This window comes from Pseudomonas sp. T8, assembly GCF_024610635.1.
GTDB classification, from domain to species: Bacteria; Pseudomonadota; Gammaproteobacteria; order Pseudomonadales; family Pseudomonadaceae; genus Aquipseudomonas; species Aquipseudomonas chlororaphis_I.
On the sequence record NZ_CP102374.1, the window covers coordinates 6,480,632 to 6,493,161 of the forward strand.

General features: G+C 65.1%; 13 protein-coding genes. 7 read left to right on the top strand and 6 right to left on the bottom strand.

All coding sequences use genetic code 11. The features are described from left to right. Positions 1–5: 5 nt before the first annotated feature. Positions 6–812 carry an aminoglycoside phosphotransferase family protein gene (locus tag NRG23_RS29585; protein WP_009050011.1) on the top strand — a complete coding sequence of 269 codons (807 nt, stop codon included), beginning with the start codon at positions 6–8 and terminating at the stop codon, positions 810–812. Between the two features lie 221 nt (positions 813–1,033). On the opposite strand, the gene NRG23_RS29590 is transcribed toward NRG23_RS29585, so the two are convergent. Beyond that, complete coding sequence (locus NRG23_RS29590) at positions 1,034–1,438, bottom strand: GFA family protein (protein ID WP_009050010.1); 405 nt, start codon at positions 1,436–1,438, stop codon at positions 1,034–1,036. Positions 1,439–1,942: 504 nt separating this feature from the next. On the opposite strand from NRG23_RS29590, the gene darA reads away from it, so the two are divergent. The 3 genes from darA (at position 1,943) to darC (ending at position 4,381) form a co-directional block, all read left to right on the top strand. Further along, a complete protein-coding gene (darA, locus tag NRG23_RS29595; RefSeq protein WP_009050009.1) occupies positions 1,943–2,884 on the top strand; it encodes a 2-hexyl, 5-propylresorcinol biosynthesis aromatase DarA in 942 nt (313 codons plus the stop codon). Between the two features lie 7 nt (positions 2,885–2,891). Then, the gene (gene darB, locus NRG23_RS29600) at positions 2,892–4,043 is read left to right on the top strand and encodes a beta-ketoacyl synthase DarB (protein ID WP_257373140.1); all 1,152 of its coding nucleotides are present in this window, start codon (positions 2,892–2,894) and stop codon (positions 4,041–4,043) included. Positions 4,044–4,129: 86 nt separating this feature from the next. Then, on the top strand, positions 4,130–4,381 hold the full coding sequence (gene darC / locus NRG23_RS29605; RefSeq protein ID WP_053269579.1) for a 2-hexyl-5-propylresorcinol biosynthesis acyl carrier protein DarC: 252 nt from the start codon (positions 4,130–4,132) through the stop codon (positions 4,379–4,381). An 88-nt stretch (positions 4,382–4,469) separates the two neighbouring features. On the opposite strand, the gene inhA is transcribed toward darC, so the two are convergent. Beyond that, complete coding sequence (gene inhA, locus NRG23_RS29610; RefSeq protein WP_257373141.1) at positions 4,470–5,156, bottom strand: isonitrile hydratase; 687 nt, start codon at positions 5,154–5,156, stop codon at positions 4,470–4,472. A 114-nt stretch (positions 5,157–5,270) separates the two neighbouring features. Here inhA and NRG23_RS29615 point away from each other — a divergent pair, with 114 nt between their 5' ends. Next, positions 5,271–6,263: a GlxA family transcriptional regulator gene (locus NRG23_RS29615; protein WP_257373142.1), complete on the top strand. Its 993-nt coding sequence runs from the start codon at positions 5,271–5,273 to the stop codon at positions 6,261–6,263. Here NRG23_RS29615 and NRG23_RS29620 read toward each other — a convergent pair. From NRG23_RS29620 to NRG23_RS29630, 3 genes are all read right to left on the bottom strand, one after another. After that, positions 6,249–7,151: an alpha/beta fold hydrolase gene (locus tag NRG23_RS29620; RefSeq protein ID WP_257373143.1), complete on the bottom strand. Its 903-nt coding sequence runs from the start codon at positions 7,149–7,151 to the stop codon at positions 6,249–6,251. The genes NRG23_RS29615 and NRG23_RS29620 overlap by 15 nt on opposite strands. Positions 7,152–7,287: 136 nt before the next feature. Continuing rightward, complete coding sequence (locus NRG23_RS29625; RefSeq protein ID WP_053269577.1) at positions 7,288–7,758, bottom strand: isochorismatase family protein; 471 nt, start codon at positions 7,756–7,758, stop codon at positions 7,288–7,290. A gap of 409 nt (positions 7,759–8,167) precedes the next feature. Further along, positions 8,168–8,755 (bottom strand): TetR/AcrR family transcriptional regulator, encoded by a 588-nt coding sequence (locus NRG23_RS29630; protein WP_053269576.1) that lies wholly within the window; start codon positions 8,753–8,755, stop codon positions 8,168–8,170. A gap of 132 nt (positions 8,756–8,887) precedes the next feature. Here NRG23_RS29630 and NRG23_RS29635 point away from each other — a divergent pair, with 132 nt between their 5' ends. After that, complete coding sequence (locus NRG23_RS29635) at positions 8,888–10,081, top strand: MFS transporter (protein WP_053269575.1); 1,194 nt, start codon at positions 8,888–8,890, stop codon at positions 10,079–10,081. 388 nt (positions 10,082–10,469) lie between these two features. Further along, positions 10,470–11,213, top strand: a complete 744-nt coding sequence (locus NRG23_RS29640; protein ID WP_041989695.1) for a thioesterase II family protein — start codon at positions 10,470–10,472, stop codon at positions 11,211–11,213. A 205-nt stretch (positions 11,214–11,418) separates the two neighbouring features. Here the strand turns inward: NRG23_RS29640 and NRG23_RS29645 are convergent, their stop codons facing one another. Then, positions 11,419–12,387, bottom strand: coding sequence for a siderophore-interacting protein (locus tag NRG23_RS29645; RefSeq protein WP_016702404.1), 969 nt, complete (start codon positions 12,385–12,387; stop codon positions 11,419–11,421). Positions 12,388–12,530 lie beyond the last annotated feature (143 nt).

Genomic DNA, 12,530 nt, shown 5'->3' on the forward strand with positions numbered 1-12,530 from the left:
CACGGATGTTCGAGTTTTACCTGAAACGCTGGAACCTGCAGGTCGATGGCGCGCCCATCGTCACCCCTGGCAGCCACCTGTTGCCGGTGCGCCTGGACGACGCGCCGGCGATGCTGAAGATCGCCCTCGACGACGAGGAAAAATACGGCAACCGGCTGATGGCCTGGTGGGCCGGGGAGGGCGCCGCCCGGGTCTACGCGCACCACGGCGATGCCTTGTTGATGGAGCGGGCCATGGGCCGGCGCTCGCTGATGCAGATGGCCCTGGCCGGCGAAGACGACGAGGTCAGCCGGATCGTCTGCGCCAGCCTGGCACGTCTGCATGCGCCACGCTCGACACCCTTGCCGCCGCTGTTGACCCTGCCGGAGTGGTTCAAGGCCCTGCGCCTGGCCGCCCGGCGCGAGGGCGGGATGTTCCTGCGCTGCCTGGCCACGGCCGACGAGTTGCTGGCATCCCCTCGGGAACAGGTGGTGCTGCACGGCGATATCCATCACGACAACGTGCTGGATTTCGAGGCGCGCGGCTGGCTGGTGATCGATCCCAAGCGGGTCATGGGCGAGCGCGGTTTCGATTTCGCCAACCTGATCTGCAACCCGGACCTGCCGACCAGCGGCGATCCGCAGCGCTTCACCCGCCAGGTCGAGGTCATCGCCCAGGCCGCGGGGCTGGAGCGCAAGCGCCTGCTGCAATGGGTGCTGGCCTATACCGGGCTGTCCGCCGCGTGGTTCCTGGAGGACGGCGACATAACCAGCATGGAACACGAACTGCAGGTGGCGGAGTTGGCCATCCAGGCCCTGGAAGGCGCGGCCTAGGGGTTTTGGTCAGTGGTTTTATGGCGAAAGGCTTACATGCCCTGGCTGCTATTTCGCCTGTTGCCGATTGGGCGACAGGCTTAATCTTCATTCACCAACTGCAGCGCAGGACGCGCTCAGGGTCATGGATGACCGACCATGTGCAAGGATGCAGCGACAGGATGTCGTAATGGTCTTGAAAAAAACCCGCTTCGGCGGGTTTTTTTTCGCCTGTGGAAAAGCTAGAGGTGACGGATCTCCTCCGGCACATGCCCCCAGTTGTCATGGCGACCGTCGGCGTAATGCACCGGGGCCGCAAGCAGCTCCTGCAGGTCGATGTCATCCAGGGTCATCACCTGCACCGCGACATAGTCGCCGCCGATCTCCTGCACATGCCCGCGCCCGAAGGTGCGCACGCCACAATGCTTGCAGAACAGATGATGGGTATTGCCACGGTTGAATCGATAGTCGCTCAGCGCCTGTTCGCCGCTGAGCAGGCGAAAGGCCTTGGGGGCGATGATCGCGTTCCAGTTGCGGGTCTTGCTGCAGATCGAGCAATTGCACTTGTGGGTGCCCAGGCTCAAGTCGATCTCGACTTCATAGCGCACTGCACCGCAATGACAACTGCCGGTGTAAGTCTTGTGCATGGCAAGGCTCCTGAGGGAAGGCTGGGCCAGAGTGTAGAGGCTGCCTGAACACGCGCGGGAAAACTTTTCAATTAAGGCCAGTAGCCAGTATTGAACATGTCTTGCCTAGATGAAAAAAGTTCAGATAAGAGCATGTAAGTTCGTCCGCTGGGTAGCGCGAAGGACCTACCAGAGTTGGTAGGTTTACAAGTATCCGATTGCAGATAGAGTTTCAGCCAAGAAGACGGGTTCTGTCTCACTACCAATACATTCTGTCAAAAACAGGCAGATAGTGTTTGGAATGCGCGGTGGGCGATTTCCGCTTTCAGTTCATCACCAGGCCGCTGTTCCGGGTGCTGCTGTTTTGTCGTTCATTATGTTTTGTTTTTAAGTTCGACCTGCCACGAATACAGCGCGCGCCTTTTTTGTCGTGCCCAACTTATAAAACTGCCTTTCATGCCGAGGTTCATTTCAAGTGATCTCTGGCGTGCCTGTGTGGTTGAAAAGCAAAAGGTCCCCGCACTTATGAAACATGTACTTGTTGTTCGTTATTCGCAAAGCGGTCAGTTGAGCGAAGTGGTCGAAAGCCTGATCTCGCCCCTGCGTTCGACGCAGGAGGTCAAGGTGCATGAAGTGGTGCTCAAGCCCCGGGTTGCCTATCCGTTTCCCTGGCCGGTGGGCAGGTTTTTCGACGTGTTTCCCGAGACCGTGCAGCTCAGCCCGCCGGCCATCGAACCGGTGCATACCGATCATCCATGGCCTTTCGACCTGGTGATCCTGGCGTATCAGGTCTGGTACCTGTCGCCGTCGCCGCTGATCACCGCGTTTCTCCAGAGCGCGGAAGGCAAGCGCCTGCTGGCCGGGCGCCCGGTGGTCACGGTGATCGCCTGCCGCAACATGTGGCTGATGGCCCAGGAGGTGGTCAAGCGCCTGCTGGACGAGGCCGGCGCGCGGCTGCGCGACAACGTCGTGCTGACCGACCGGGCCAATACCTTCGCCACCCTGATTACCACGCCGCGCTGGATGTTCACCGGCAGCCGCGAGTCATTCCTCGGCCTGCCCAAGGCCGGGATCAGCGCCGAGGATGTCCAGGGCGCCGCACGTTTCGGGCGGGCATTGAAGGCCGCCCTGTATGCCAATAAAGAGAAAGCCAAAGGGCCGATGCTGGCCGGGCTGGGGGCGGCGCCCGTCAACCCCGGGCTGATACTCAGCGAGCGTGCGGCCTATAAAGGCTTCAAGTTCTGGTCGGGAATAATTTGCCGTTTCGGCAAGTATGGGCAATGGCTACGGCGACTCTTGCTGGGCGTGTTCATCGTTTATCTATTGCTGGTCATCTTGACTGTCCTGCCTATTTCACTGGTGTTACGCCGTTTGCTTCATCCCTTTATCCGGACGCGACTGGACGAGTTGCAGCGTTATTACGAACAACCGTCCGGCTCGCAACTAAATCTTGAAACTGAAGAGTGAAATCATCATGAGTGAATCGTTTGTCTATATTACGAAAACATCCACTTATATGCCGGGAGAGGCAGTGGATAACGATACGATGGAAAGCATTCTCGGGTATGTGGGCGGGCGACCTTCACGGTCTCGGCAAGTAGTGCTGCGCAATAACGGTATCAAGCAGCGCTATTATGTGCTGGACCCGCAGACCGGTATTCCCCGTTTCACTAACGCGCAAATAACCGCCGAGGCGATCAAGGGCCTGGTGGGCGATGGTTTTGCCCTGGACTCCATGGAATGCCTGTCCACCGGCACCACCATGCCGGACCAACTGATGCCCAACCATGGCGTGATGGTGCATGGCGAGTTGGGCAACAAGCCTTGCGAAGTGGTGTCCACCGCCGGCATCTGCCTGGCGGGCCTGACCGCATTGAAATACGCCTACCTGTCGGTGCTGTCGGGGGCCAGTCGCAATGCCGTGGCCACCGCCTCGGAGGTGCCTTCGCCGGTGCTGCATGCGCGCAATTTCGATGCGGAAAACGAGGCACTGGTGGCGCAGATGGCGGCCCGCCCGGAAATCGCCTTCGATAAAGACTTCCTGCGCTGGATGTTGTCCGATGGTGCCGGGGCCTTTCTGCTCGAGAACCAGCCACGGGCCGGCGGCCTGTCGCTGCGCATCGACTGGATCGACATCTTCTCCTACGCCAACGAATTGCCGACCTGCATGTACGCCGGCGCGGAAAAGGCCGAGGACGACAGCCTGGTCGGCTGGAAGCTGCTGACCCCGGAGGAGTGGGCCTCGCGCTCGATTTTCGCGATCAAGCAGGACGTGCGGCTGCTGAACGAGAACGTGGTGAAGTACACCCTCGGCAAGCCGCTCAAGGAGGTGATGATCAAGCGCAACCTGTCGCCCGAGGCCATCGACTGGTTCCTGCCGCACATGTCGTCGGAATACTTTCGCCAGCCGATTGCCGAGTGCCTGGAAAACACCGAACTGGCGATTCCCCAGGAGCGCTGGTTCACCAACCTGTCCGAGCGTGGCAACACCGGCTCGGCGTCGATCTACATCATGATCCACGAACTGCTGGAGTCCGGGCGCCTGCGCAAGGGGCAGCGCGTGCTGTGCTTCGTCCCGGAAAGCGGGCGCTTCTCCGGTGGCTTCATGCACCTGACGGTGGTCTGACGCGCCTCGCCATGGCGCAACAACCCGGTGGCCGGCGCGGGCCGGCCACTGTTTCGTGGTACGCATCCAACTGCAAGGGAATGACTATGGAAACCCTCGAGCAACGTGTGAAAAGAGTGGTGGCGAGCGAACTGGCCGTCGACCTGGCGCAGATCGGCAACCAGGACTCGTTTGTCGGGAACCTGGGAGCGGACTCGCTGGCCCGGGTGGAACTGGTGACGGCCCTGGAGACCGAGTTCGAACTCACCATCCCGGACGACCAAGCCGATAGCCTGCAGACCGTGCAGCAGGTGATCGACTACCTCCGACAGGCCACTGAGCACGCAGTCCCGGCCTGACGTCGGTCAAGCGAAGATGCGGCCAGGGCTCAGCTGGCCGATAAGGTTGCCCTGGCCCGCATCTTTCTTCCCCCGGCGTGCGCAGGTCTCAGGCCTGCCGCCACTGCGCCACGACCCTGTCGACTATCTCGCCGCGTTGTTGGATGGAGTTCGCCGCGAGCCGTCGGGCTTCTTCCACCACCGCTTTGGGCGCTGTCCGTGGGCTACCGGCGGCGAAAGGCGGAGCCGGGGCGTACTCCAGTTGCAGCTGCACTCGCTGCGCGGTTGCCTCGCCGAATAGCTCACCGGCCAGGGTCAGGGCAAAATCGATCCCGGCGGTAATCCCGCCCCCGCTCAACAGGTTGCCGTCGCGCACCACGCGCTCCTGCACCGCAATCGCCCCCAGCGCCTCCAGCAAATGGTGGTAGGCCCAATGGGTGGTGGCGCGCTTGCCACGCAGCAGCCCGGCGGCGCCGAGCACCAGGGAACCGGTGCACACCGAGGTGACGTAACGCGCCTGCGCCGCCTGCTGGCGGATGAAGTCGAGGGTCTGCGGGTCTTCCATCAACGGCCCGACACCGGCACCACCGGGGATGCAGATCACGTCCAGTGGCGGACAGTCAGCGAAGCTGGTGGTCGCCTGCAACACCAGGCCGGTGCTGGCGGTGACCGGCCCGCGCGCCTTCCAGACCAGATGCACCTGCACGTCCGGCAGCGACGCGAGCACATCGTAGGGGCCGGTCAGGTCGAGTTGCTGGACGTTGGGGAACAACAGGAAACCGATCTGCAGCGTCATGGGGTATCTCCCTGGAAAAGTTCGAAGGTGCCCACCCTTATGTGGCTGGACGGTTCGACTCTAGCGCCCTAGGCTTTGGCGAATACGCCAACCTGCCCACGATTTACGCCAACCATGCCCCAGACCGCCAGAACCGTTCATGTACTGACTTTCGCCAATGCCCAGGTGCTCGACGTCACGGGCCCGCTGCAGGTGTTTGCTTCGGCCAACGACCTGGCGCGGCATAAAGGCTTGCCGCTGCCCTACGCGGTGAACGTGATCGCCGCGGGCGACGGGCCGGTGACCACCTCGGCCGGGCTGGCGCTGCTGGCCGAGCCCTTGCCGGCGCTGGGCACGCCTTGCGACACCCTGATCATCGCCGGCGGCTGGGGCGTGTACGCCGCGGCCGAAGACCCGGCGCTGGTGGCCTGGGTCCGTCAGCAGGCGGCGCTGGCGCGGCGGGTGGCGTCGGTGTGCACCGGGGCTTTTTTGCTGGCCGCCAGCGGCTGGCTCGACGGGCGCCGGGTGGTCACCCACTGGACCCGCTGCGAGCAACTGGCGCGGCAATACCCGCGCTTGCGGGTGGAAGCCAATCCGATCTTCATCAACGAGGGGCCGGTCTGGACCTCGGCCGGCGTCACCGCCGGCATCGACCTGGCCCTGGCGCTGGTCGAGGCGGACCTGGGGCACGCCATGGCGCTGGACGTGGCCCGGCAACTGGTGGTGTTCCTCAAGCGCCCGGGCGGCCAGTCGCAGTTCAGCGCGACCCTGGCCCTGCAAAAGCAGGGCAGCCGCTTCGACGACCTGCACGCCTGGATCGCCGAAAACCTCGGTCGCGAGCTGAACCTCCCGACCCTGGCCGAACAGGCCGGCATGAGCGAGCGCAGCTTTGTCCGCCACTACCGCGCCGACACCGGCCAGACCCCGGCCCGGGCCATCGAACAGATCCGCGTGGAAAGCGCCCGGCGCCTGCTCGGCGACAGCGGCGTACCGATCAAGCGCATCGCCGTGCAGTGCGGTTTCGGCAGCGAAGAAACCCTGCGCCGCAGCTTCCTGCGGCTCGTCGGCGTGACACCGCAGGCCTATCGGGAACGCTTTTCGCCGGAGGGGGAGTCAGGCTTCCAGTAGTTCCAGCAGCGCCTGCAAGGTGGCCTGCGGCGCTTCCTGGGGTACGTTGTGGCCGACCCCGGGCAAGATCCGGCGTTGGTAAGGGCCGGTGAACAGGCCGATGTCTTCATCCTCTTCGCTGGCCGGGCCGACCCCGTCGGCGCCGCCACACAACGAGATGGTCGGTACGCGGATCGGCGGCTGTTGTGCCAGGGCCTGCTCGATGTGTTCCAGGCTCGGGTCGCCCGGGGCGTACATGAAGCGATGCCGGTAGGAGTGGATCACCACCTCGACGAAGTCCGGGTTGTCGAACGACGGCGCGCTCAGGTCGTAGAGTTCGCGGCCGCGATCCCAGGTCGGCGACCACAGTTGCCACAGCAGTGCGCACAGTTCGCGACGGTTGGCGGTCAGGCCGTCGACCCCGCGTTGGGTGTGGAAATAATACTGATACCAGAGCCGGTGCTCGGTCTCGGGCGGCCGCGGTTGGGTCGAGCGGGCAATGTCTTGGATGTTGTAGCCGTCGGCGCTCACCAGGCAGCGCACCCGCTCCGGCCACAGGGCCGCGACGATGCAGGCGGCGCGACCGCCCCAGTCGAAACCGGCGAGGGCGGCCTGGGGGATCTCCAGGGCATCCATCAGATCCAGCAGGTCCTGGGCCAGCGCCGCCTGCTGCCCGGAACGCAGGATGTCCGGGCCGGCGAAGCGGGTCGGCCCGTAACCGCGCAGGTACGGCACTATCACCCGGTAGCCACGCGCCGCCAGCTCGGGGGCGATCTCGTCGTAGCCGCGCGGGTCGTAGGGAAAGCCATGCAGCAGAATCACCGGCGCGCCGTCGGCGGGGCCGTGATGTTCGTAGGCGATGTGCAGGCGAGGTGTCTGGAGGTACTGGACAGAGGGCGAGCTGTTCATGACGGATCCGGCGACAGGGAAAGCAGCAACCTTAGCTCAATCCGTGTGTCTGGCCAGTGTCGTGTGGAGACTCCGTGCGTGGGTTTTGCCCTGACGGCATAAAGCGCTGACGAAGGCGTCACACCTCAGTCAGGGGCTACAGGAAAGTGAGCTCGGCGCTGGTCGTGAGGTGCTTGAAATGGTGCTGCCACAACCGCACTCCCAACTGCCCGCTGCGGTCCAGTGACGAGCCCAGGGTCAGGTCGGTGATCAGGGTCGGTTGCAGGCCGGCGTCGAACAGGGCGAAGCCGGCGGCGAGCACGCAGGTGTCGGTCTGGATGCCGCAGACCAGCACGCGTTCGGGGCCCAGGCTGAGCAGGTAGGCGATGGTCTCTGGCGTGGGGGCGTAGCCGTGCTTGATGAAGACGCGGTCGGCGGCGACCAGGCAGTGGTCATCGGCGGCGGGTTGCCAGCCGAGCTGGCGGGCGAAGGGCGTGCGGCTTTCATCATGGCGTTCGACGGTGGCCACCGAGGGCAACTGGCCGAGCAGGGCGTTGATGCCGTCCACCAGCCAGTCCGGCGGGTTGAACGTGGGTTGCACATCGATGATCAGCAGCACCTGGCGCATGGGAATCCTTGAGAGGGCCGGGGCGGCCTATTCTGCCCGCAATCCGCCATTGCCGCGAACCGCTCGCGCGGGTAAAACACGCCACCTCTGTAGCCGCTGCCGAGCCCGCGAGGCTGCGATCGGCCCGGAGGGCCGCTAAGCCTGACACCTCGTAGGATCTGGGGAAACGCGGTGCCTACCTGGCGAGTCCTTCGGCCTCGATCGCAGCCTCGCTGCGCTCGGCAGCGGCTACAGCGGCCGCGCATTGCGGCAGGCACCCTGGTCGTCTTTCGTAGGCGCGCAGCTTGCGCGCGATGAAGGATGACACGGTGTATCCGACATTCCGCGTTGCCCCTATCGCGGGCAAGCCTCGCTCCTACGAGAGCGAGGAGGCCGGTCACGGCTGCCAGAAGATCTTCCGAGCCAGGGCTCAGCGCACCCGCAAGCCCTGCAACAGCGCCTCCAGGCCGACCAGCGCTTGCTGCAAGCGTTGCCCCGGATGCTCGTCGCGGGCGATCCACAGCGAGGCGTCGAGCAGGCTGCCGTTGATCAGGCGCGCCAGGGCTTCGCTGGGGGCGTTGACCACCAGGCCGGCCTGCATCAGCTCATCCAGCAGTGTGCTCAAGGACGCCACGCACTGTTCTTCGCTGGCCTCGGTCAGGTCCCCGAGTACCGCGCGCGCATCCTGCAGGACGATGCGCTGGATCTCCGCTTCCTGGGCCATTTCCAGGTAGGTGCGGCAGCGCTGGACGAAGGCTTCCCAGAGGTCGTCGGTGCCGCGCGAGATCGCCTCCAGGCGCTGGTCCATCTCCGCATCGAGCTGTTCCACCACCGCCGCCAGCAGGCCTTTCTTGTCGCCAAAATGGTGATACAAGGCCCCCCGGGTCAGGCCCGCCTCGGCCGTCAGGTCGTCCATCGAGGTGTTGGCATAACCCAGGCTGCCAAAGGCCTGGCGGGCACTGGCGATGAGTTTGCTGCGGGTTTCTTCGATCATCTCGGCGCGTTGACGCGGGCTCATGGCGGGCACTCACACAGCTGACAGGTGGATTGACATACGCCGCGTATGTTCTCATGCTTTCTCACATACGCGCCGTATGTATTTTTGTCTTGCGGTGCATTTCTGGCAAGCCTCAGACAAGGTGTGATGACGATGGCAAACCCTTACCGCGAACTGTTCAAGGCCCCCGGCAGTCGCGCTTTCGTGGTGGCGGGGATGATTGCGCGGATGCCGATGTCGATGACCGGCATCGGCCTGATCACCATGCTGGCCCAGCTCAAGGGCGGTTACGCGCTGGCCGGTGCGGTGGCGGCGACCTTCGCCCTGGCCACGGCCTTCTGCGCGCCCCAGGTGTCGCGTCTGGTCGACCGTTTCGGCCAGGGCCGGGTGCTGCCGATCGCCGCCGGCCTGGGTGGTGGGGCGCTGCTGGCGTTGTTGCTGTGCACCCGGTTGCAGGCGCCGCACTGGACGCTGTTCCTGTTCGCCGCCCTGGCCGGCTGCATGCCGAGCATACCGGCGATGATCCGCGCCCGCTGGACCGAGCTGTACCGCGGCCAGCCGCAGTTGCAGACCGCCTATGCCCTGGAATCGGTGCTCGATGAGGTGTGCTTTATCGTCGGCCCGCCGTTGTCGGTGGGGCTGTGCGTGGCGGCCTTCCCCGAGGCCGGGCCGCTGGCGGCGCTGTTGCTGCTGGCGATCGGCGTCACCGCGCTGGTGGCGCAACGGGCGACCGAGCCACCGGTGCATCCCCATGAGGCCGGGCACGACGCGTCGATCATCCGGTCGCTGGAGTTGCAGTTGCTGGTGTTGCTGATGATCGCCATGGGCATGATCGTCGGCGTGGTGGACGTGGTCAGCGTGGCGTTCGCCCAGCAGCAGGGGCAACCCGCGGCGGCGAGCATCGTGCTGTCGGTGTACGCCATCGGCTCCTGCCTGGCGGGTATCGCCTTCGGCGCGCTGAAACTGAATACCCCGCTGCCGCGCCTGTTCATGTACGGCGGCATCGCCACCGCCGTGACCACCCTGCCATTGCTGCTGGCGAGCAATATCCTCGGCCTGTCCCTGGCGGTGTTCGTCTCTGGCCTGTTCTTCGCCCCGACCCTGATCGTCGCCATGGCCCTGGTCGAGAACATCGTGCCACCGGCCAAGCTCACCGAGGGCCTGACCTGGCTGGTCACCGGGGTGAGCATCGGCGTGGCCATCGGCGCCGCCAGTTCCGGCTGGCTGGTGGATGCCTTTGGCGCGCGCAGCGGCTTCTGGGTGGCGCAGGCGGCGGCAGTGGTGGTGCTGGGGGCGGCGGTGCAGAGTTGCCGCCGACTGACCCGCGGCCAGCCGGCGGTTGCCTGAGCCTTACCCGCCGCGCCCGGAGTTGACCCAGAAATTCACCGAGAGCGAGGTGGACACAGAATGCTCTGCACGTCCACGGCGGTCTCTCTTGTTGGTTGGTTTGATCTGCGACTGGAACGAAGGCTGTGCCGGGAAATTTATGGGGGCGGATGATCCAATGCCGATCGGTCAGCGAAGGGGATCTACTGTAGGAGCGAAGCTTGCTCGCGATGGTCGTTAACGATACCGATGTATTGGCTGGATAAACGTGGCGCTCTCAGGTTCATCGCGAGCAATCGAGCGTCGACCGGCTGCTCCTGCAGATCAGCGTCAGGCCGGTGGCGGCTACTAATTTGCCGCTCAGGTGGCACGTCCAGTCTTTACCATCATTTTTTTCAAGGGGAACACCGTGACCCAGCTGACGCTGCTATGCCTGCCGTATTCCGGAGCCAGCGCCATGGTCTATAGCCGCTGGCGGCGCAAGCTGCCGCAATGGTTGCACCTTGCGCCGGTGGAGCTGCCCGGGCGTGGCGCCCGTTACGCCGAGCCGCTGCACACCGACATGCGCGAGCTGGCGCGGCAACTGGCGGTGGAAATCCGCGCCAATCTGCGCATGCCCTATGCCTTGTTTGGCCATAGCCTGGGGGCGCTGCTGGCCTGCGAGCTGGCCCACGCCCTGCGGGCCCTGGGTTGTCCGGAGCCGGTGGCGCTGTTCGCTTCGGGGACCGCGGCGCCGACCCTGCGCACCGACTACGACCGGGGTTTTGCCGACCCCAAGACCGACGAACAGCTGATCGAGCAGCTGCGTACCCTCAACGGCACCAGTGAAGAGGTGCTGGCCAACCAGGAGTTGATGAGCCTGACCCTGCCGATCCTGCGCGCCGACTTTCTCCTGTGTGGCCGTTTTCGCCCGCTGCAGCGCCCGTTGCTGAACTGCCCGGTGCATGTCTTGGGGGGCAAGGCCGACCGGGCCACCACCGAACAGCTGATTGGCTGGAGCAAGGAGACCCAGGGCAGCTTCTCGGTGGACATGCTGGCGGGCGGGCACTTCTTCATTCACGAGCACGAAACCAAGGTCCTGAGCCTGATCAAGGGCCACCTTGAGGTGCATCGTCGGCGTCACCTGCAACCCGAAGCGGCGACCGCCCTGTAGCCGCTGCCGCAGGCTGCGAATAGCCGGCAGGGCCGCGGCGCTCGGTGGCCCATCGCAAGATCGTCAAGCAAGGCCCTGCGGGCCTTATCGCAGCCTCGCGGGCTCGGCAGCGGCTACAGGGTCGGAGACTGGCTTCATGTAGCCGCTGCCGCAGCCTGCGATCGGCCGGCACGGCCGTGGCGTTCTCAAGGCCCAGGCAGATCTGTCAGCCCAACGACGTGCCCAGGCGCCAGTAACCCATCAGGGTCAGGTTGCGGCGTTCCTGGCCACGCTCGTTGATCAGGTGGCGGCGAATGCTCATCACCGTGGCGGACTCGCCGGCCACCCAGGCATAGAAGCTGTTGTCGGCCGGCGTGGCGGTCTCCCAGGGACGCTGTTCCTCGTCGCCCTCGCGCAGCTTGATCGGCCGCTGTGCCGTGTTGGGCGGCGGCAGCTCGGCCAGCTCCCGGGCGGCATGGATCAGGGTTTCGCCATGCTGGGCGCCCAACAGGTCCCGCGGCAGCCAGTTGAGCCGGGTCTGGGGGTTGCAGCGCAGGTCGATGCAGTCGCTTTCGTGGGGCACTTCGATAAACGCCTGCACGTCCGGGTAATCCGGATAGGCCTGCAGCTCCTCGAGAATCCCGGCAATGGCCGGCAGGGCGGTTTCATCGCCCATCAGCAGCACTTTGCGGATCCCCGCCGGCGGCATCCATTCATAACCGCCGGGGTCGCCGCTGTAGGCCTTGTTCGGCACCACCATCTGCAGGCGGTCGCCGGGCCGGGCGTGGGTGGCCCAGCTGGACGCGGGGCCGTTGATTCCGTGCAGCACGAAGTCCACATCCAGTTCCGCCGGTTGCAGGCGCAGGGCGCGGATGGTGTAGGTGCGCATCGGTGGCTGCTGCTCGGCCGGCAGCTTGCGCCGGGCGGCGTGCCAGTCGCCTTCCACCGGCAGTTGCGGGACGCTGCCGTCGGCCCCGGGGAACAACAGCTTGATGCGCTGGTCCGGGGCCAGGGCGCGGGCCTGGGCGATCTCCTCGCCGGCGAACACCAGGCGCACCAGGGACGGGCTGAGGACGATGCGTTGCTTGAGCTCGACGTTGATCACCCGGTAGCCCTTGGGTCTGGGCCGGTCGATGCCCGTCAGTTTGCGCAAGCCTTGGGTGAGGATGTCGGTCAGCGATTGGGCGGAGGACATGGGCGGATACCTGTGCAAGGGGGGGTAAGCAAGGAACGAAGGGCGGCGGGTCCGATTTAGCGTCGGCGCCGCTGGTCGGCGGCTCCTGAGCGGCGCGGGGGGAGGGTGGCTGGCGTGGCGCGCGGGGTTAATTTTCCCGGGCC